Annotated in this window: 17 protein-coding genes and 1 pseudogene; 11 read left to right on the top strand and 7 right to left on the bottom strand. The window is 40.8% G+C overall.

Annotation, left to right across the window (positions count from 1 at the left end; translation table 11 throughout):
* Positions 1-229 precede the first annotated feature (229 nt).
* Positions 230-847 carry a TetR/AcrR family transcriptional regulator gene (locus tag NSMS1_RS27545; RefSeq protein ID WP_224087822.1) on the bottom strand — a complete coding sequence of 206 codons (618 nt, stop codon included), beginning with the start codon at positions 845-847 and terminating at the stop codon, positions 230-232.
* Positions 848-1,272: 425 nt separating this feature from the next.
* Here NSMS1_RS27545 and NSMS1_RS27540 point away from each other — a divergent pair, with 425 nt between their 5' ends.
* The 3 genes from NSMS1_RS27540 to NSMS1_RS27530 are packed head-to-tail and all read left to right on the top strand — an operon-like array spanning position 1,273 to position 4,454.
* The gene (locus NSMS1_RS27540) at positions 1,273-2,493 is read left to right on the top strand and encodes an ABC exporter membrane fusion protein (RefSeq protein WP_224087821.1); all 1,221 of its coding nucleotides are present in this window, start codon (positions 1,273-1,275) and stop codon (positions 2,491-2,493) included.
* Positions 2,494-2,550: 57 nt separating this feature from the next.
* A complete protein-coding gene (gene devC, locus NSMS1_RS27535; protein ID WP_224087820.1) occupies positions 2,551-3,717 on the top strand; it encodes an ABC transporter permease DevC in 1,167 nt (388 codons plus the stop codon).
* 44 nt (positions 3,718-3,761) lie between these two features.
* Entirely contained in the window at positions 3,762-4,454 is a 693-nt protein-coding gene (locus NSMS1_RS27530) for a DevA family ABC transporter ATP-binding protein (RefSeq protein WP_224087819.1), read from the top strand.
* 221 nt (positions 4,455-4,675) lie between these two features.
* Here NSMS1_RS27530 and NSMS1_RS27525 read toward each other — a convergent pair whose 3' ends face one another.
* Positions 4,676-5,539 (bottom strand): SGNH/GDSL hydrolase family protein, encoded by an 864-nt coding sequence (locus NSMS1_RS27525; protein ID WP_224087818.1) that lies wholly within the window; start codon positions 5,537-5,539, stop codon positions 4,676-4,678.
* A gap of 823 nt (positions 5,540-6,362) precedes the next feature.
* On the opposite strand from NSMS1_RS27525, the gene crtW reads away from it, so the two are divergent.
* Complete coding sequence (gene crtW, locus NSMS1_RS27520) at positions 6,363-7,145, top strand: beta-carotene ketolase CrtW (RefSeq protein ID WP_224087817.1); 783 nt, start codon at positions 6,363-6,365, stop codon at positions 7,143-7,145.
* Between the two features lie 142 nt (positions 7,146-7,287).
* On the opposite strand, the pseudogene NSMS1_RS27515 reads toward crtW, so the two are convergent.
* From NSMS1_RS27515 to hflX, 3 genes and pseudogenes are all read right to left on the bottom strand, one after another.
* Positions 7,288-8,277: pseudogene (locus NSMS1_RS27515) on the bottom strand (carbamoylphosphate synthase large subunit); the annotation flags it as partial.
* Positions 8,273-9,046, bottom strand: a complete 774-nt coding sequence (locus tag NSMS1_RS27510) for an isoaspartyl peptidase/L-asparaginase family protein (protein ID WP_224087816.1) — start codon at positions 9,044-9,046, stop codon at positions 8,273-8,275. The pseudogene NSMS1_RS27515 and the gene NSMS1_RS27510, both read right to left, overlap by 5 nt.
* Before the next feature lie 58 nt (positions 9,047-9,104).
* Positions 9,105-10,772, bottom strand: coding sequence for a GTPase HflX (gene hflX / locus NSMS1_RS27505; RefSeq protein ID WP_224087815.1), 1,668 nt, complete (start codon positions 10,770-10,772; stop codon positions 9,105-9,107).
* Positions 10,773-11,209: 437 nt separating this feature from the next.
* Between hflX and ilvA the strand changes: the two genes are divergently transcribed.
* Both ilvA and NSMS1_RS27495 read left to right on the top strand, forming a co-directional pair.
* A complete protein-coding gene (gene ilvA, locus NSMS1_RS27500) occupies positions 11,210-12,721 on the top strand; it encodes a threonine ammonia-lyase, biosynthetic (RefSeq protein WP_224087814.1) in 1,512 nt (503 codons plus the stop codon).
* Between the two features lie 2 nt (positions 12,722-12,723).
* Positions 12,724-13,275: a GNAT family N-acetyltransferase gene (locus NSMS1_RS27495; protein WP_224087813.1), complete on the top strand. Its 552-nt coding sequence runs from the start codon at positions 12,724-12,726 to the stop codon at positions 13,273-13,275.
* 179 nt (positions 13,276-13,454) lie between these two features.
* On the opposite strand, the gene NSMS1_RS27490 is transcribed toward NSMS1_RS27495, so the two are convergent.
* On the bottom strand, positions 13,455-14,174 hold the full coding sequence (locus tag NSMS1_RS27490) for a ferritin-like domain-containing protein (protein WP_411908650.1): 720 nt from the start codon (positions 14,172-14,174) through the stop codon (positions 13,455-13,457).
* Between the two features lie 306 nt (positions 14,175-14,480).
* On the opposite strand from NSMS1_RS27490, the gene NSMS1_RS27485 reads away from it, so the two are divergent.
* Positions 14,481-14,666, top strand: coding sequence for a hypothetical protein (locus tag NSMS1_RS27485; protein WP_224087812.1), 186 nt, complete (start codon positions 14,481-14,483; stop codon positions 14,664-14,666).
* A gap of 147 nt (positions 14,667-14,813) precedes the next feature.
* Here the strand turns inward: NSMS1_RS27485 and NSMS1_RS27480 are convergent, their stop codons facing one another.
* Entirely contained in the window at positions 14,814-16,277 is a 1,464-nt protein-coding gene (locus NSMS1_RS27480; RefSeq protein ID WP_224087811.1) for an AAA family ATPase, read from the bottom strand.
* Positions 16,278-16,507: 230 nt separating this feature from the next.
* Here NSMS1_RS27480 and argJ point away from each other — a divergent pair, with 230 nt between their 5' ends.
* The 4 genes from argJ to NSMS1_RS27460 all read left to right on the top strand — a co-directional run bounded on the left by argJ (position 16,508) and on the right by NSMS1_RS27460 (position 21,079).
* A complete protein-coding gene (argJ, locus tag NSMS1_RS27475) occupies positions 16,508-17,671 on the top strand; it encodes a bifunctional glutamate N-acetyltransferase/amino-acid acetyltransferase ArgJ (protein WP_224087810.1) in 1,164 nt (387 codons plus the stop codon).
* A gap of 207 nt (positions 17,672-17,878) precedes the next feature.
* On the top strand, positions 17,879-18,655 hold the full coding sequence (locus tag NSMS1_RS27470; RefSeq protein WP_224087809.1) for a hypothetical protein: 777 nt from the start codon (positions 17,879-17,881) through the stop codon (positions 18,653-18,655).
* Between the two features lie 370 nt (positions 18,656-19,025).
* Positions 19,026-20,762, top strand: a complete 1,737-nt coding sequence (locus tag NSMS1_RS27465) for a S8 family peptidase (RefSeq protein WP_224087808.1) — start codon at positions 19,026-19,028, stop codon at positions 20,760-20,762.
* A 50-nt stretch (positions 20,763-20,812) separates the two neighbouring features.
* Positions 20,813-21,079, top strand: coding sequence for a hypothetical protein (locus NSMS1_RS27460; protein WP_224087807.1), 267 nt, complete (start codon positions 20,813-20,815; stop codon positions 21,077-21,079).
* Positions 21,080-21,294 lie beyond the last annotated feature (215 nt).

Below are 21,294 nucleotides of genomic sequence, written 5' to 3'. Positions count from 1 at the left end.
AGGACAATTCCTCAAACTATAGCTTGAGCGAAGATATTGCATATATTTTCTCTCTTTATAATCTGAAAATAAAAGCACCTTCTTTGTCCTACAAGAATATACTTCAGTATTTTTTCGGAAGTCATTTATGTTGTAGCGAGGTTAAGTTAAAATGCTGAATGTGAAATAGTTAATAAAGCGCTCTAGAAGCGATCACACAGTCACTAATAATTGGTTATATCGTTGAGTATTAATCTGCACAGTTAATAATGAGATGTGTTAAGGCATCGATTAAGCGATCGCTCTCCATTGGCATAATATCTTTACCGTGCATAATCTCCTGCGTCATCACAAAATGCACTAATGAACCAATCAAAATCCTCGCTGTGGCTTCTGGATCTGGGATGTTGAGTTCTGGACGAGAAGCTAAGTATTTACTAATAGTATCTATGGCTGGCTTGGCGATACTACCGACAAAAATCTGCGCTAATTCTGGGAAACGTGCTGACTCACCAATTAAAAGACGCTCAAATGATTGATATTCTGGATCATCTACCATCTGATTTAAGGCTGTTTTCGCCAACCGCCTCAATACTATATAAGGTTCACCTTGCAAAGCTTGGGTTCCTAAAATTGACTGAAACCGCTTTCTTGCTAGTTTCTCTATCAGTGCTTTAAATAAACCTTCTTTATCTTGAAAGTGACTATATACTGTCGCTTTGGATACTCCAGCCGCTTCCGCTACCTTATCCATACTAGTTGCTGCATAGCCGTGGGCTAAAAATTCCTGCATCGCTCCTTGCAGAATTTTTTCCACTTTATCGGTAGAGTTAGAACGGTCTGTTTCCCCTAGTTTTGAACGTGCCATTTTAATAGTCCTTGGTCATTGGTCATTAGTCATTAGTCCATAGTGAGTCCATTCCTGTAGGCGGGTCTCCCGCCGTAGGGAACTGGCGAACCCGAAGGGCCAACAGTCTATAGTTACTGTCCTGGACTTCCCTTTTACGTCAGGGTTTTATGATTAGTTGATGTCTTAGTTTATCTGTCAACTGCTATAACTAAATTAGTATTGACTAAACTAATCGGTTTAGTATAATTATATTATATAACTAAACAGTTTAGTTTTGTATATCTCAGATCAGATATTGAGTAGATTTGAGCATATAAGAGGATCTGTACTAGTTATAAAACTGATAAATGTTCAATGTTAACTTTTGACTGTTGACTAATGACTAAGTTAATAAAATTCGATTTGAGTCAGCGAAGTTGAAATTGCTACAAAGGTATGCGATTGTGCAAAATTCAAAGCTAGACCGTTCAATTTCTCCTCAATCGATTTTACGTCCAGCGCTTTTTTTAGCTTGTTTTGCATCTTTTGTTGCTATAGGAATCAGTTTTTATATAGGTTTAAATTTTCGCCAAGCATCTAATCAAAAGGTACAAGCACCAGGAGCATTATTACCAGAGCTAAAAACGGTAACGGCTTTAGGACGGATTGAGCCAAAGGGAAAGGTGATTAAACTTTCGGCGACTACATCTAGTGAGGGTAGTCGGGTAGAACAATTGTTAGTGAAGGAGGGGGATAGGGTAAAGCCGGGACAATTGATTGCGATTTTGGATAGCCGCGATCGCTTAGAGGCGGCGTTAAAGGAAGCGCAAGAACAAGTGAAGGTAGCGCAAGCTAACCTTAACCGTACCAAAGCTGGAGCCAAAGGCGGGGAAATTGCGGCGCAACTGGCCACGATCGCCAAGTTGGAGGCGGAAGCAAGGGGTAATATTGCGGCGCAACTAGCTAATGTAGCGCGGTTACAGGCGGAAGTGAAAAACGCTCAAGCCGAAAACCAACGCTATCAAACCCTATATCAACAAGGGGCTGTATCAGCTTCAGAGGGCGATCGCAAGCGGTTAGACCTAGAAACAGCCCAAAAAAGCCTACTCGCAGCCCAAGCCGACTTACAGCGCATCCAAACCACTAGCCAGCAACAACTCCAACAAGCCAAAGCCACATTAGCACAAATCAGCGAAGTTCGGGGAGTAGATGTAGAAGCAGCCAAAGCCGAAGTTGATCGAGCGATCGCCTCTGTTAATGAAGCAAAGGTAGATTTACAACAAGCCTACGTGCGCTGGCCCAAACAATCAGGAGACTTTTCTAGTGAAGATGCTCAAGTATTTGAGATTCACACTCGTCCAGGGGAATTAGTCTCCAGCGATGGTATTGCTGATATTGGACAAACCAATCAAATGTACGTAGTAGCCGAAGTCTACGAAAGCGATATCAGCAAAGTCAAAGCAGGGCAGAAAGTACGAATTATTAGTGATTACATACCTGTAGAAATGCAGGGAACCGTAGAACGCAAAGGCTTACAAGTACGACGGCAAAACGTTGTTAATACTGACCCTTCTAGTAATGTCGATAACAGAGTAGTAGAAGTCTACATCCGCCTAAATCCTGCATCTAGTCAACAAGCTGCTGATTTAACAAATATGCAGGTTAAGGCAGTTATTGAACTATGACAGTTATCAAGTTATGTTCACCGTCAACTGTCAACTGTCAACCGTCAACTGTTCACTATGCTTAATCAACTACGGCGAAGAACGCCTTTAGGATGGCTACAACTAAGCCATGAGAAAAGTCGGCTTTTGGTAGCAGTGTCAGGTATTGCTTTTGCTGACTTGCTAATGTTTATGCAGTTGGGATTTCAAGCGGCGCTTTATGACAGTAACACTAGGTTACATCGCAGTTTAAAGGCTGATATTGTTGTCATCGGTTCGCAAACTCGCAACTTACAACGTATTTCTACGTTTTCCCGCCGACGACTTTATCAAGCAATGGATATCCCAGGAGTGAAAACTGCTGAGGCGATGTATGTCAGTAATATGGTGTGGAAGAATCCCCAAACACGCCGTGATACGGAAATTTTGGTGATTGGGATTAATCCTGATAGACCAGCCGTCGATTTTCCCGAAGTTAATCAAAAACTATCAGAAATTAAGCTACCAGATACAGTTATATTTGATCGTGCGTCTAGAGGAGATTATCAGGAAACTATTGCCCAATTAGACCAAGGTCAGACTGTTAAAACTGAACTAGAACGGCGCACAATTACAATTAGTGGTCTATTTAAACTAGGGGCTTCTTTTAGTGCTGATGGTACTCTCATCACTAGCGATCAAAACTTTTTGCGCTTTTTTCCCCGACAACCAGCTTCTAGTGTCAGTGTTGGTTTGATTCAGTTAGAACCTAATGTGAATCGTCAACAAGTGGTATCAGCATTACAAGCGCGTCTGTCTGGAGATGTGAAAGTGCTGACTCGTGAGGAATTTATTGAGTTTGAAAACAACTTTTGGCGTACTAACTCCCCTATAGGTTTTATTTTTAGTATCGGGGTGTCAATGGGGTTTGTAGTTGGTGTAATTATTGTTTATCAAGTCTTATCTACAGATGTGAATGCTCATCTGCGAGAGTACGCTACCTTCAAAGCCATTGGTTATCGCCATTATTACTTATTAGGTGTGATATTTGAGGAAGCCGTAATTTTAGCATTACTAGGCTTTCTCCCTGGCTTAACTATCTCTTTAGGACTTTATCACCTAACTCGCACTGCCACAAACTTACCTATGTACATGACAGCTATCCGGGCATTGCAAGTATTAATTTTAACTATTATTATGTGTGCAATTTCTGGTGCGATCGCTACTCGTAAGCTTCAAGGTGCTGACCCAGCAGATATGTTTTAGATAAGAGCATTTGCTGCTTACTCCCTACTCCCCACTCCCCATTTATGCTAAAAGTCATTTCAATTCGCAATCTTGACCACTACTTTGGTCATGGTTCGTTGCGTAAGCAGGTATTATTTAATATCAATTTAGAAATTCGTGCTGGTGAAATCGTTATTTTAACGGGGCCTTCTGGTTCTGGTAAGACTACCTTACTCAACTTGGTAGGAGGATTGCGATCGCCTCAGTTTGGTAGTGTGCGAGTGTTGGGACAGGAACTTTGTGATGCTAGTGCAGAAAGATTAGTACAAGCGCGTCGGCGCAATGGTTATATTTTTCAAGCACATAATTTGCATGGGAGTTTAACCGCACTACAAAATGTCAAAATGGGCTTGGAACTACACGAGTACATTGAGTTAGAAGAGATAGAAACTCGTGCAGTGCAGATTCTAGAACAAGTGGGGTTAGGAAACCGTTTGCATTATTACCCCGATCAACTTTCGGGAGGACAAAAACAACGAGTAGCGATCGCGCGTGCTTTAGTTAGTTATCCACAACTTGTATTAGCCGATGAACCAACAGCCGCCTTAGATAGCCAATCGGGACGAGACGTAGTTAACTTGATGCAGAAACTCGCCTACGAACAAGGCTGTACAATCCTCATGGTGACTCATGACTATCGCATTTTGGATATTGCTGATCGGATTTTACAGATGGAGGATGGGAAGTTAGTTAATTCTAATCTGGCGACAGTTTAGTAGGGAGATGGGGGAGTGGGGGGCGATGAGGGAGAAAAAACAACTGTCAACTGTCAACTGTCCACTAAAGATTTCACATCATTGTCGTAGTTTTGCAATATGGCTGCCACAACAGCATGGCATATTTAATATTGTATTTGGTTACAAAATGCTTTTTTTGGGTTCAAAGGTAGGACTTCCTGCCTTTTTTTGTATTTATTTTAGTAATCAATAGTCCATAGTCAATAGTCCATAGTTGAAAAATGGGTTGACTGTTGACTAATGACTCCGGGTGTTACTATCCCAGCTTCTTGGATGGCGGAAAAGGCAATATCTGAGATAATGCGGTGAGCCGCAGTTGTAGGATGAATAGCATCCCAAAACAAGAATTGGTTAGGGTTCCCACAGGCGTTAGAGCCAGATAAGCAAGGATTACTTACATTAGTAAAGCCGAATGTCGCTGGATTGGCAATAGCATCTCGATACAAAGCGTTGGCATTGAAAGTGACAATCTCAAGGTTAGAGTTTTGTTGAGACAGAAGTTTAAGCGATCGCCTTAATCCTTGATTGTGTTCTTGTGTTAACGTACTTAGGTTAGCAGAATTTGCGTTTGTTCGCGTTGCTGGTAGTTGTCCTAAATCTGGTATATTTCCTACAAGAATTTTTTTCGCACCGACTTTGCTCAGAGATGCGATCGCTTGAGTTACATTCTGCACAGGAATATTTGCATTAGTTACACCTTGCAAATAATCATTTGCTCCTGCCCATAGTACATATAAGCTATTGGGGTTAGTGTTTTGGTGTGTTTGTGTGAATGACTGCACCTGAGCCAATAAACTAGGTACATAAGCATTACCAACATTACCTGTAATTGCGCCTCCATAGGCGAAATTGTTGGTTTGCTTGGGGGTAAGATGTAAGCGATCGCTCAGATATTCAACCCACACTCGACCATTGGAGTAGCGTCCTTGATAGTATGCAGGCTGGGGTGGATAAGTTCCCCCTGTCGCCCGAAATACCATACCTGCATCTGACAGGCTATCCCCAAATACATACATTTCGCTAATGGGGTGAGTGTTATCGACAAATTTGGCAGATACAACCATGAGGAAAACTAAGAATGAAATTACTATTACAGAAAACAGATTCTTTTTTGGCATTAATCTTTCCTAAAAACCCCAGAGACTGTGGTTTTGCCAACTAACTACAAATGTGAAAGTTTAAGTTTGTAACTAATCGCTTCTCTAAGCTAACAACCCAACTCAAGACTTGGTGAGTAAAACCGAATAACTATAGGTGTGGATTTTGCCAGGTTCTCTATCTAATTTGGGTGAAAGTTCAGATTTATATAAAGTGATTTGTAGATTTGAAAGATATTTTTATCAGGTATCTAAGCTATATCTGCGAACTGAGGACTGTCCTCAGACAAATAACAAGAATATGAATATATATCAATATACTTTTATGAAAAAATATTAGAGTCATTTAATGAAAAAATGACATCGAATATAAATTAAAAATTGAAGCCTTAAGAGAAAGAGTATTTGCGGTATCTTCATATAAGCACATAGTGTAGATGTTTCTGCATCATCTTTTGTTATTGCCAGATTTATATTTATTAATTGCTGGATATTAAAGCAAATTTAAGGCTAAATTTCTTGCTTGAGTAGAAGAGATAGTTAAAACTATAGACAGATAATTATGAGAAAAATTTTTCTTATAGTAGAAGTGTAACAAAATGTTAATATTGTGTAATACTTAAAAATGTCACCTAACTAGATAGATTTTTAATAACTGCTAATTTTGCCAAAAACTATGTAAAAGCTAGTTGACATCTTAAACCTAAATATCTTGAGATACAGAAGTGTCTCTAGAAGAATTGTGTATTTTAACTTGTAAATCATCAACAAATCATAACGGTAGAAAAGTATGGTTCAATGTCAAGCATCATCTTTGCAATCAGAACAGATGGTTCTGTACCCATCAACAATAGAAGAGAGAGGAGCTAATAAAGGTATATTTGTTGCCTTTGGAATTATATTTATATGGGCTATTAGTCTACTTTTTTTATTCTCATTAGATACAACTAGAATGAATGTTGTATTATTAGGAATAGCTATTATCTGGCAAACATTCTTGTATACAGGTTTGTTTATTACTGCCCATGATGCTATGCACGGTGTAGTTTATTCTAAAAATATTAAAATTAATAATTTTATAGGTAAATTATCTTTAATATTATATGGACTACTATCTTATAAAGATTTATTAAAAAAACATTGGCTACACCATCGACATCCAGGTAGTGATTTAGACCCTGATTATCACAATGTTTATCCTCAAAACTTCTTCCTCTGGTATTTCCATTTCATGAAATCCTATTGGCAATGGACACAGTTTTTTGGATTAGTGATAATATTTCACACAGTAAAAAATCTCTTCAAAATACCTGAGGATAATTTAACACTATTTTGGATGATACCTTCTATTTTAAGTTCAGTGCAGTTATTTTATTTCGGCACATTTTTACCTCACAGAAGGTTAGAAGGTGGTTACAATAACCGTCATTGTGCGCGGAGTATTGGATTTCCTGTTTTCTGGTCTTTTGTTACTTGCTATCATTTCGGCTATCACGAAGAACATCACGAATATCCTCATCTTCCCTGGTGGAAATTACCTGAAGCATATAATGCAAAAACAGAGGTATTGTAGAAGGAACAATTAATATCATGTCCATTTAATCACTTATCATAGCTTGGGTGTTGGTAATTGGTGATTCCAGTAACCGTAGGGTGGGCTTTGCTCACCTTATTATGTTTTTATCAAACTTATATTGAGTAAGCACTCAGCACTCTTAACTAACCTGTTGCAATCCTTTACTTTGTAACTCTTGCTCAATGTACTGCATTTCCTGAATCGTTTCGCCAGCCACTATGCCATAAATATCGGTATAAATTTTGCCGTATTTGACCTTCTCTAATGCTGAGAGAATAATTAAATCTTTGCGCTCTATTTCTGCTTTCAAGTTAATTAAAACAGAGTCTAATGTTCCCTCTATACGGTAATCACTTGAATATTTAGCTACCTCTTTTCCTAAGTTGAGTAAGGTATGACGTTGTAAGCATAGTGGAGTCGAACCATTCACACGGAAATTAGCATCGATCGCAAAAAGTTGTTCGTCCCTATCTTCTAATACATCAAAGCCAATGACACCAAAATAACCCTGTTGATGAGCATACTGAGCGATCGCAGCAATCATGTCAGAGAACTTGCTCATATAATCTTTACTGTAGTCAATTAGTCCCCCTAAATAATTACCCTCTGGTGTAACTAATTGACTGGTAGTACCAATCAGAGTTATTTCTCCCGTCTTGTTGACATAAAACTGCACACAGTAGTTCTGCACTTCATTCTTGACGAACTCTGAAACAATAATTGTATCCAGCAGCTTGATATCCAGATATTTTTTAATTTCTTCTAGACAATAATTCAAATCGCTGGTGCTTTTGATGATGTATGTACCTTCCCCAGAAAGCCCGTGAGAGGTTTTAATTAAATAGGGAAATTGCTGTAACTCAATATCTGCAATATCAACTTGGTGTAAATTGTAGGTTTCATATTTAGGACATTGCACACCCAATTCAGCAAGAGTTACTTTGCTAAGTAAACGGTAATGGGTATCTGGATTAACAGCGTGTTTTTCCGGTTTGAGATGATCAAAAGGGAATAGAGGGAGGAGTTTATCAAACCCATTATCCTGACTCAAATCATCTAAATAAGTAGAACAATCAAACATTTCTCTTTTGGCGTAACTGAAGCCAAAATGCTCTTGCCAATAACTAACCTAAAATAATACATCCAGCTTCTCCTTCAACCTTAGATTTCAGCGCTGCGATCGCCATTTGCGCTGCTTCCTCTGGATGTCTGTCTCCATTCAAAAAATCGATCGCAGTTTTAGCCAAAACTACGGGGATAATCGATTCGCCATTACCTGTTGTTGAGCAAGCGCCGATTTTGCCGTCAGCATACAAACCACAGCCAACGACTGCACTATCACCAACGCGACCAGCTTGTTGATGAGTTGTACCACCAGTAGAAGTACCAGCTACTAAAGTGCCGCTTTTATCTAAAGCTACACAAACTACGGTGTTGGGGCGATCGCTAACTTTTTGATCTTCTTTCCACTGCTGCTTCTGCTCGTCGGCTACCAAAGCCTCTTTTCTACACATTTCGGCTCCACACTCAGTAGCAAATCTTTTAGCACCTTCTGCTACTAGCAGTCTGGGTTTGTCATCCATAATCTTCCTTGCTACCGAAATCGGATGACGTACACCCTGAACTGCTGCGACTCCCCCCCAACATAAGGAGCCTTCCATAATTGCTGCATCTAGCTCTACTTCTCCATCGCTGTTAAGGGTTGCACCAAAACCTGCATTAAATGTCTGGTCGGTTTCAAAGACACGGATAGCAGCCTCAACCGATTCTGCGGCTGTACCACCACTAATTAACACTGCCCAACCAGCTTCGGCTGCTGCTGTACAACCTGCATGGTTAGCCTCAACCTTCTCTTCGCTAATGGTTTTTGCTCCACCATGAACGACAATACATAGCATAAAAATTATCCTTGTGAGAAATATAAGACAGGTTTCTGAATTGGAAATTGGTCTTTCGCTATACCTCTACACCCGCCTTCTCATCAATTAATTGCAGCAATTGCTGTTTTAAAGTTTCTAAACCCAATTTTTCAGTTGCGGAAATAAACACGGCTTGGGGATACTGTTGTTGAGCGCCTGCTAAAGTTTCACTACCTACTTGATCAATTTTGTTAAAAGCAAGCAACACTTTTTCAGGAGTTGCTGCCATATCTCCAAGTATTTCCTGCACGCTGGCGATATGGCTTTCCCAAGCTGGATGAGACAAGTCAACTAGATGAAGTAAAGCATCTGCTTCGCTTACTTCCTCTAAAGTGGCGCGAAACGCATCTACTAACGAGGGTGGAAGTTCGTGAATAAACCCTACTGTATCTGTTAATAGAATTGACCTACGCTCTTGAGTTTCTGGTTCCGTAATTACTACTTTGCGCGTTGTTGGGTCGAGGGTGGCGAATAATTGGTCTGCGGTGTAAACTTCTGCGTGAGTTAATATATTCAACAAAGTTGATTTACCAGCGTTGGTATAACCCACTAACGACACAACAGGAATTTCTTGCTGCTGTCTTTGTTGTCTGATACGTGCGCGATGTGCTTGTAGTTGATTTACTTCCTGCTGTAATTGAGCAATTTTACGCTGAATTGTCCGGCGTTCTGTTTCTAGTTGAGTTTCACCAGGGCCTCGTGTACCAATTCCCGCACCTAATCTCGACATTTCTCGACCACGACCACGCAACCGAGGCAGAGTATATTCAAGTTGTGCCAATTCTACTTGTAATTTACCCTCTTGAGTGCGAGCGCGTTGAGCAAATATATCTAAAATTACTTCTGTGCGGTCAACAACTCGTATGCCAATTTCATTCTCTAAATTACGAGCTTGTGATGGGGAAATATCACGGTCAAAAACAATTAAATTAGCCCCTAATTTTTGTGCCAAAAGCGTAATTTCTTCAACCTTTCCCGTACCAACTACTGTTTGCGGGTGGGGTTGACTACGCTTTTGTCGCATTGTATCTAACACAATTCCCCTAGCACTTTCTACAAGTCGCACTAATTCAGCTAGTCCATCTGCAAATCGTTGGTCAGATATATCATCTGTTTTGACACCTACAAGCAATACTCTATCTTGGTCGGAGTTATTATTTTGAGGTAAAACTATTCCCCCTGCATCAGAAATATCTTTTTCCCATTCTGCTACTAATTCATCAAAATCTTGTTCTGTGATATCTTCCAAACTGAGGGGAGGCGAAACTATCCAAGGTTTTTCTAAATCAGGGATGAGATAAGCTAAAAAAGCTTCTTCGGGTTGACTATCAGTTACAGTTAAAGTTACTAAAGCATCTAAACGTTGAAGCGCCATTGCAATCAATGCTGTGTCATCGGGTGATTTTGATTGCAATTGAGTTGCAATGCAACGAATACCACTTAAACGTTCTGCACTACGCCGTGGTAATTCATCTGTCGGGATTTGGGTTTGGTTTGGTGTCCCTACAGCTAGCCGCAGAATTTGCCCACGGCGATTAATATAACAACAAATTGGGTGATGAATTTCGCTAGTAATTGCTGCTAAAGTCTGAGCAAATTCCAGCGTTATAAATCTATCTGCTGGTTGCCGTTCTTCATAAAGTCGTTGTAATTTCTTCAGATGGCTCGACTTTATGCCTTGAAGATTGCCATAGATATTTTGCATAAATCAATTTTTAGAAATCGCTTTTAAAGCTATTTACTATATGTGTATCTTTCTTTAATCTCAAGTTAATCTACCAGATGAAACAACTCCATAATTTTACTGACTACGCCAAAAGAAAGTAGTGACCAGATGAGAATAAAAACGAACTCAACTATTAATTATGAAGTTAGAACTTACATATAGCGTTTCCTCATCTGCTGAGATACTAAGCACATCGCTAATAGAATTGGGTAAACCTCAGCGTGCCTTTGCGCTTCCCTCAGCGTTCCTCTGCGTTTCAAAACTGTACCTCACTTCCGTGAAAATTGGTAAAGTCTAGTTTGTCCTGTGAACATTTAAGCACCGTTACAGTTAGCGATCGCTAAAACTAGCAAAGTATAGGGACAAACTTAACGTAAAATTAATCTTGATCCAGCCCTTGCACATGCCATCTACCCATGCTTTGCGACTACCTCGTACAAATCCTGACTGCTCGTGTATATGATGTTGCCCAGGAATCACCACTGGAGTACGCCCCTAATCTTTCTCGCAGACTGAATAATAAACTGCTACTAAAGCGCGAGGATATGCAGTCTGTGTTTTCCTTTAAGCTGCGCGGTGCTTACAACAAGATGGCGAACCTACCACCAGATTTACTTACTCAGGGTGTAATTGCTGCATCTGCGGGAAATCATGCCCAAGGTGTGGCGCTAGGTGCGAAACAGTTAGGCACTAAGGCAATTATTGTCATGCCTATAACTACTCCCCAAGTAAAGGTAGATGCAGTTAAAGCCAGAGGTGGAGAGGTAGTTTTACATGGGGATACCTATGATGATGCCTATGCCTACGCGCGGCAATTAGAAGCAGAGAAAGGTTTAACATTCATTCACCCCTTTGATGATCCTTATGTAATTGCCGGACAGGGAACTATTGGTATGGAAATTCTCCGCCAATATCAGCAACCCATCCACGCTATTTTCGTCGCTATTGGTGGCGGCGGGTTAATTGCGGGAATTGCCGCTTATGTGAAACGCTTACGCCCAGAGATTAAAATTATTGGGGTTGAGCCAGTTGATGCTGATGCCATGCACCAATCATTGAAAGCTGGGCATCGGGTACGGTTATCACAGGTGGGTTTATTTGCCGATGGTGTAGCAGTGCGAGAAGTAGGGGAAGAAACCTTCCGCCTGTGTCAAGAGTATGTAGACGAGATTATTTTAGTGGATACAGATGATACCTGTGCGGCGATTAAAGATGTATTTGAGGATACCCGCTCTATTTTAGAACCGGCTGGAGCATTGGCGATCGCAGGTGCTAAAGCCTATGTAGAACGTGAGCAAATTGAAGGACAAACCTTAATTACTGTAGCCTGCGGTGCAAATATGAATTTTGACCGTCTGCGCTTTGTGGCGGAACGAGCAGAATTTGGAGAACAGCGCGAAGCCATCTTTGCAGTGACAATTCCCGAAACACCAGGGAGTTTGCGGAAGTTTTGCGACTGTATTGGCAGACGCAACTTAACAGAGTTTAACTATCGCATCGCTGACGAAAAAATTGCCCATATTTTTGTCGGGATGCAAATTCAAAACCGTGCCGATAGAGCCAAAATGGTACAGTCTTTTGAAGACTGCGGTTTTGAAACTCTAGATTTAACCGATGATGAACTTACCAAGCTTCATTTACGGCACATGGTAGGTGGACATTCTCCTTTAGCGCACAATGAGTTACTTTATCGGTTTGAGTTTCCCGAACGCCCTGGCGCGTTGATGAAATTCGTCGCCTCCATGAGTCCCAACTGGAATATTAGTATGTTCCACTACCGTAACAACGGTTCAGACTACGGGCGCATCGTTGTAGGAATGCAGGTTCCACCCCAAGAGATGGAAGAATGGCAGGCATTTCTTGATACCCTTGGCTATCGTTACTGGGATGAGAGTCAAAATCCAGCCTATCAGTTGTTTTTGGGTTAGATATGGCAAGCAACTATCAGATTGTCGAAATTGATGCTGCCGAAGCTACATCTCGTTTACTAGAACTCAGTGAGATTCTGGTTGATGCTGTTACTAGTGGGGCATCGGTTAGCTTTATGATGCCTTTTACTGTGACAGAAGCGATCGCATATTGGCAAACTATTCTGCCTGCTGTCGCCCAAGGAGATAAAATTCTCCTAGTGGCACTTGTGGAAGGTCGAGCAGTCGGGACAGTTCAACTGAGTCTGACTACACCACCAAATCAATCACACCGAGCTGATATTGCTAAACTACTTGTACATCGCCAAGCTAGGGGACAGGGAATTGCACGAAGCCTGATGCAACGCCTAGAACAAGTTGCTCTTAGTCAAGGTAGGACATTACTCACACTGGATACTATGACAGATAGTATCGCCGAGCAGCTGTATCTTTCTCTTGGCTATGTTTTGGTGGGTAAAATTCCCAACTATGCTTATTTTCCTGATGGTTCATTAGGTGATACATCATTTTTATATAAGCAGCTTGTTGCTAAAAGCCCATCACCTGCTTATTGAGAAGGTATAAGATGTCAGTATTTCACTTACGCTCAATTTTGGTCAGAGACTGTCTCTTTTTTGACATGCAAGTCATGAGGCAGTGCGTTAGCCGACTCTGCCGACAGTCACGCAACTGCCTTCTTCTTGCGGCGTTTAGCTAAACCGTAGAACTCACGTTCAAATCAGTTCAGAATCTTTTATGAAGCCATACTATCTTGTACTAGCGAACGATTTGGTGCTTTGCCTTGTAAAAGATTACTAGCAAATGCAAAACTCGCGTTAACTTTGCGAGTACGCCACTCATCTATCAGCTTTTGTACTTGGGTAAGAGACATTCGCCGTGTCATTGCTTCATAAAGATAAGCAGCATGACTAGTTTCATCTTTAGCGACACTCAAAATCCCCAGTTTTAAGTTGCGAGAAACAGGTTCATCATCGGGTAATGCGTTCGCCATCCTGGCAAAGTCTTTGCTTGCATCTAACTCCAGAATGTAAGTGCTACCCATGAATACATTCCAGTCAATAACAGCAGGTTTTAGTTGTTCTGCGGTGTAACCTTCAAAAAAGGCTGCAAAAAATGGACTACGCTGCTGTTGTGATTTATCTGTAGATGTAGTTTGGGGTTGACTCTTAAAATCTATGACTTGTTTATTGAGTTGTTTTAAACCGTGAGCGAAAATTTGACCATGCCTAGTTTCATCTGAGGCGTGTTGTTGGAGCTTTTGGGCTAACCATGTATCGCCCTCGGCGGCGGCGCGATCGCTTAATGCTATCAAAAAAGGCACAGATCCAGATTCCGCTAACTGAAACCCAGCAAGGATATTAGGGCGAGTTTTAGAGTCACGGATCTGAGCAGCACTGTAGTAAGCAAAAGCACCAGAACCTACTAAGTGCATCATGTAAGTCAATAAATTCATGAGAGATTCCTGCTAACCTTTTTTTCTTATGGTAAACATTTAGCCTGGGTGATGGGGATTGGGAATTTTAGCGATGTCTGCGACGATGCTCCGCCTACGCTAAACCTATGTAAGTAGCTCAGTGTTAAAAATTATCGCTATGGCAAGGCAGGAGGCAGGAGGCAGGAGGGAAGAGGGTTATAGCTTTGTTTACCTTTCTTAACTTAGTTTTGTTTTTTCCCACCGACTTACTTAATTCATTTTGAGACTCATTCATTGATTCGTTATAATATTTAGCGGATAGACTTTGCTAAAGAGGGCAAATGTATGACCAGCCGCAAGCAGCTTATCCAAGAACTTGCAGAGGTTCCAGATGAGTTAGTTGAAGTAATGTTAGATTTTTTGCATCGGGTTCAGAAAACACGTAGTCATCATCCTCTAGCGAAATTTGCTGGTATTTTGAGTGATGATGAAGCGGCTGATTTACAGCAAGCAATTCAAGCTGATTGGTAATGATGGCTGTTATGTTTTGCGATCGCCTTTAGCCATCATCACAATGCGTGATCGCTTACGAACTTGCAGATAAAAAAATATACAAGGAACAGAGGAGAAAAAACAACTGACAATTGACAACTGTCAACTGTCAACTGTCAACTACCCCTACATAAAAGACAGATCCTCAGCCAAAATTAAGTTAATTTGATAATCGTCTAACTCTCGTAGATGCGTAACAATACGGTTGGCTTGTTGTTCAATGCTGCGCTCAAACAGCGCCCTGGCAAAACGCCCATTACCAAAGCTTTTGTCCCGTTTGGCGTAAGCCATTTCAAAAGTAGCTTGCAGGACGATAATGGCTGATGGGTCTAAAATATAACCGTTATCATGACAGAATTTCTTAAAAATCGCTAATAATTCATTAGGACTATAGTGATCTAAATAAAATAACCGATTTAAACGCGATTTCAGCCCAGGATTTAGTGCTAATAAGCGATCCATCTCATCAGTGTAGCCAGCGACAACTACCGCCATGCGATCGCGGTAATCTTCCATCCGCTTAATTAATATCTGCAATGCTTCCTTGCCAAAGTCGTTGGGTGTATCTTCAGCTGCCAAGGCGTGGGCTTCATCGATGAACAATACACCACCAATAGCTTGCTGTACAGCACTTTCCACACGTAAGGCAGTTTGTCCAATATAACCGCCAATAATGCCAGCGCGATCGGTTTCTACAACGTGTCCCCGTGGAAAGAAACCCAACTGCTTATACAAGCGTCCCACTAACCGAGCGATGGTTGTCTTACCTGTACCTGGAGGGCCATATAGCATCAGATGGAGTGAAGTGTCTACTATTTTTAGCCCTCGCTGGCGGCGTTCGGCTTGGACTTTGAGGTAATTTGCTAATGAGAACAGGTGACGTTTGGTTTGTTCATGTCCTACTAATGCCTTTAAATCCGCGAATACTGCATCCAGAGTATCTTTTTCTGGGGGGTCATGTTCAACAAAGGAAGCTTTAGTTTCCAGTTTGGAATTACCAGCATCATGAGGAGCATCAACAGAATCTTTTTCTGTATCAGGGGAGGTAATAATTAAGCTATGTACCCTCATTTTAATTTTGTCGTGAATGATAAAACCAAAATTTTTCCCAGGTACATCCATTACCTTGTCGGCCGGAAACTTATCTATCAAAGTACTATTAATATAGAACTCAACCATATCACCGACACGGGCAATTTCTAATAAATTAACTGCGTCAGTGCGATGAATGCGATCGCACCGTTTCCAATCGGTGTAATTAATAAAGCTACCTTCTTTAACCTCGGCGATGCGATAGTGACCATTTCCAGAAATCACAAACTCAAAGAAATTGCTAACGTCTGACAGCCCCCACACAAAACCAAAACCGTGATCTTCCACGCCAGCAGCTTTTTCCAGCACTATATGAATATGAAAGTTAGTTCTTTCGTAAAAGAACTCGGCTGAGTTCCACGAAAGCCAATATGTCTCGCCTGCACGTTTATGGTCAAATATATAATGACTCACATCCATGCAAAGGCTACACTCGGCACTATCCCGTGTTACCCAGCTACAGCGATTATCTTGAAAATGCTCCTCAAAAATCAGCATTGCGTTCCTCTGTAGCTCTGTGTGTAGAATCAGCTGCTTGTTATTTCATTCATTCTAAACACGCCTCATCAGTCTGTTTAGTCCATAAAAGTGCGGCAAATTATCTCACACAAGGGCTTGAGGCTCTCTAGCAAATTTTATTTTGCTAAAAAATTTAGGCAGAGGAAATGGGACTGGTATTATTTACTCAGCTGTTACTACTCACTAGTCCCTACATTTCCTAGATAAAAATGTCACTAACTGCATCTTCCACACCCCAAGGTTTCAATACATTTATTACCAATTTAGGTATCCGCGATACTACTGAGGATTTTGTCTTTTTACAATCGGCAGTACCTTGTGTTGCTGATGGGGTATTTACCCAAAGCCTATTCGCTGGGCCTAGTGTAACTATCAGTCGCCAAAATTTACAAGATGGTCAAGCGCAAGGTGTGATTGTGATTTCCAAAAATGCCAACGTTGCCAATGGTGCTGTTGGTCTTGCTGATGCCCAGGAAATTATACAACTTGTGGCCCAGGAAACTGGGATTGCTCCTGAGAATTTAGCGATCGCATCCACTGGAGTCATCGGCAGACGTTACCCAATAGAAAAAATCCGCGCTGGCTTGGTAGGTATGGGAAAAAAACTGACACCTGCTGATTTCGATTTAGCTGCACGCGGTATCATGACTACCGATACCGTACCCAAAATCGCTGCCCGGCAAGTTGGTAACGCCAAAGTAGTAGGTATTGCTAAAGGTGTCGGCATGATTGAGCCGAACATGGCGACCATGTTAGCCTTCTTCTTTACCGATGCAGCTATCCCTGCAAACACATTGCGGAAAATTTTCCGTTCTACTGTAGATAAAACATTTAACTGTTTAAGTATAGATAGCGACACTTCGACTAGTGACAGTGCGGTAATTTTGGCGAATGGTTTAGCGGGTGAAGTTCCTGAAGAAGAATTTGCCACTGCATTACAAGAAATAGCCCAAGATTTAGTTTTAAAGATTGCCCGTGACGGCGAAGGCGCGACTAAGGTAATCGAGGTAACAGTAGACTCAGCAGCTAACTACACTCAAGCGAAACGAGTCGCCAAAGCCATTGTCAACTCTCCTCTAGTAAAGACGGCTGTATACGGTGCAGACCCCAACTGGGGACGTGTAGCGATGGCTATAGGGAAATGTGAAGATGAACGCGACATTAATCAAGACCAAGTAGTAATTAGATTTGATGATGTGCAAGTATATCCAAATACCTTCCAAGCCGATGATTTGGAAAAGTTAAAACAAATCATGTCTCAAGAGAAAGTAGACATTAACGTTAGTCTCAACATCGGCGAAGCAGTGGCTACCGTCTGGGGTTGCGACTTAACAGAAGGTTACGTAGAAATCAACGGCAAGTATTCTACTTGACAGTGGACAATTGACAATTGACAGTTGACAGTTATGAGATTATTTCCACTGTCCACTGTTAACTGAAACACTTACTCCCCACTTCCCAAAAAATCCTCTGTCATATGATTTAAATATTTAGTATCTAATACTGCCCTTAAGAATGAGGGAATTACAGAATTAGCTTTTTACACTGAGACGTGTACTTTTATTAAGCTAGTCTCATTTATGGCAACCAGAGCAGAAGACCAAAGCAAGCGTAGTGCAAATAATCAAGACACCAATACAAAAGCATCTCAAAAAAATGGTGCAGATGCACAAGGTAATAATGATTGGGATCAAAAATTAGAAACTCTACAATCTGCATTAAATAGCGACTTATCTACACTCTCCAGTGAAGATGCTAACGGTTTAATTGATGAATGGTACAACTTACTGCACAAAGCTAAAGAGCCAGAAATTAAAGAGATTGCTAATCAATTAAAGCAACTCAAACAACACCTGAAAAGCAACAAAGCTACAGGTCATGAAATTAGCGAGGTGCTAATAGAAATTGGTGAGCAAACCGCTAATATTGCATCTGATGCTGAGAAAGAAATCAGAACCCCTGTGCGTAAATTAGGAAAACAATTAACTAAAGTTGGCAACTCTTTGGGTAAAGCTGAAGACCACGAGGAAATTGAAGAAATTGATGCTGTAGTGGAAACCCTGGAAGAAGATTTAGCGAAAGTTGATACAGGCGCAGCCGTAGGTTCTATCGATAAATGGTATAACTTGCTGCACAAATTAGATGACGAAAATCTACAAGAAGTTGCTAACGGACTCAAGGAATTGAAACAGGCTTTAAACCGCAAAACCTCTAAAGCCTCTGACATTAGCAATATTCTAGAAAAACTAGGAGAACAAACAGCACAAGCAGGACAAGAAGCTAAAAGAGGTTTCAAAGGCCCTCTGCAAAGATTAGGTAAACTTTTATCTAAGACTGGTAAATCTTTAGCAGAATAAAACCTCTAGCATTCATCTTTCCGTAATTTTAAATGATAGTGTTATGGTTGTTGTCTGCTTTACTAACGATTAAATCTTTATAATAGTTAGTGATTGCTGATGGCAATTTTAACACTATCATCGTCTTTTAACTATATCAGTCTATATGAAATTTTAGAAAATTTTCAGCAAATGTATAATTTGTCTTGTACTTTTGAAATATAGATAAGCAAGTGTCACAAAAATTATGCTGATAAAATAGACAAAATTTGAGCAATCCTCATATATTCTGCTATATTTAATCTTATTCTTAAATATATTCAATTAATACCAAGGTTGCATCGATACCAACGCTAGTTAACTAAAATAATGCTGCAAAGTTGGGTTTAAAATGCAACATGAAAAACTTGCTCCTGGGTTATTGTTGGCTTATCAAGACTTTCAAAATGAAGCAGACACGGCTTTAAATCAGCATAGAAAATTACTAGGTATACTTCCGCCTAAGAGTATTCTTAAACCTACTAAAAGTATTGTGTTTATCTACTGTGATGCTGACGCTGATTTAAGTCATCTTTCACAGTATGGTGTGGAACTTAATCAGAATTTTGGTAATGTAAGGACGGCTTTTTTACCTCTAGAAAATCTTTCAGCCTTATCAGAAGAAACTGCCATTCATAGAATTAAGCCATCAGGCCAACTTCATCTACGGATGGATGTTGCACCTAAATTTGTGCAATTACCAGAATTTCAAAATAAAACGGGACTAACAGGTAAAGGTGTGATTGTTGGTATTATTGATACAGGAATTGATGCCAAGCACCCAGCTTTTAGCGATCGCACTTTACGTCTTTGGGATCAAACTCTACCAGGGCCGGGTGTAAATGAGGGACGTTACGGTGCAGAATTTCAAGCAGCACAACTCACCATCTCTCAAGATACCCAAGGTCATGGTACTCATGTTGCTGGCATTGCGGCTGGTGCAGATGGTACATATAGGGGTGTAGCACCAGAAGCAGAATTAATCATTGTCAAATCTGATTTACAAGACGCTCACATTGCCGACGGTATCCGCTATATTTTTCGCGTAGCTGGTGAGTTGGGAAAACCAGCCATAATTAATATCAGCTTGGGTAGTCACGGTGATGCCCATGATGGTAGTGATTCTTTATCCAAAATTATCGACGCAGAATCCGGCCCTGGTAGAATTGTTTGTTGTGCTGCGGGTAATGAGGGTAACTACAATATTCACGGTCAAGCAAATATCCCTAGTGGACGCAGCCGGGGAATGCGCTTTCATGTTCCCTTAAATCAAATCGGCATCGTCTGGTTAAATGCTTGGTATAGCAGTGTTGGTCAATTAGAAGTATCGGTAAGGAGTCCCAACGGTTTTGTCAGTCCTTACCAAAAAATCATTACTGATGGCAATCCTAGCCAAAGTTACAATTTACCAGATTCTCAAGTAGAAATTGTCACCCCAGGCCCAGACCCAGCCAATGGTGATTACAATATCTTCGTACAGATTCGCGGTCAGGGTAAGTCACCAGTACAAGGTGGTGTGTGGCAATTGCGGTTACGCAATACATCGCCAAATGATACTAAATTGGATGTATGGGCGTTGGATGATAACTGTTCAGTTATTTTTACAGGTAAAAGCGTTAAGGATGCCGTTAAAATCGGTTCCCCTGGATGTGCTAGTACTGCGGTAACGGTTGCTGCTTACACCACCAAAGCCAAGTATCAAGATATAGATGGTCAGGTTCAAGAAATGGGACTAGAGTTAAATACCATCTCCGATTTTAGTAGTGAAGGGCCTTTACGCAACAATGCCCAAAAACCAGATATAGCTGCCCCAGGAGCGATGATTATTTCTGCCCTTTCTAGTTATGCTAATAGCGATCGCTCAATGACGATTAATCCCCAGTTCGTCGCTATGTCTGGTACAAGTATGGCTGCACCCTTTGTTAGTGGCTTAATTGCCCTACTCCTACAGCGCAACCCACATCTAGACCCAAGTACAGTTAAAGACGTACTCCGTAAAAGTAGTTCTATCCCTGGTAAGCCTGCGGGAACATTTGACCCTAAATGGGGGTTTGGCTTGATTAATGCGGCGAATCTAGTAGAGTGCTGAGTACTCAATAAATTGTTAAATTTTGAATTTTGAATTTTGAATTTCAAATTATGAACTACCAAAAATTAGACTCTGCCCTAACTATGGCGCTAAATCAACAGCCAGAAGGCAGCCTAGAGGTATTTATCTCTACGGATACTGATTTAGATGCTAAGGCAACGGCTGTGTTAGAGAATTTAGGGGTTAGCGGCGTGAAGTCTGGGCAGGAAATATTTACAGCCAACCTTACACCCCAACAGATTGTTGAATTATCAGTACAGCCTTGGGTGAGGTTTTTGAAGCGATCGCAAAAACTACGTTTACTAAATAATCGATAAATGCTGGTTTACACTGTTTAGATTAGTATATCTAATATTTCACATTATTAGTACCGATTAATACAGTGGAAACCATGCTTAGATAAATGATTGCGCTGTATGTCATCGGTAAGGTTTTTGAAAATTCATTCAATATTATCCTTGATCCCCCTTACCAGCTGCTACAGACAGTCCTAAACTGTAGGTGGGAGTCGACAGGCAGTCGGGAGAAATCT

The sequence above is a fragment of the Nostoc sp. MS1 genome, assembly GCF_019976755.1.
Taxonomy (GTDB): domain Bacteria; phylum Cyanobacteriota; class Cyanobacteriia; order Cyanobacteriales; family Nostocaceae; genus Trichormus.
Note: the sequence above shows the minus strand (reverse complement) of the source record. Positions and strands in the feature narration are given on the sequence as shown.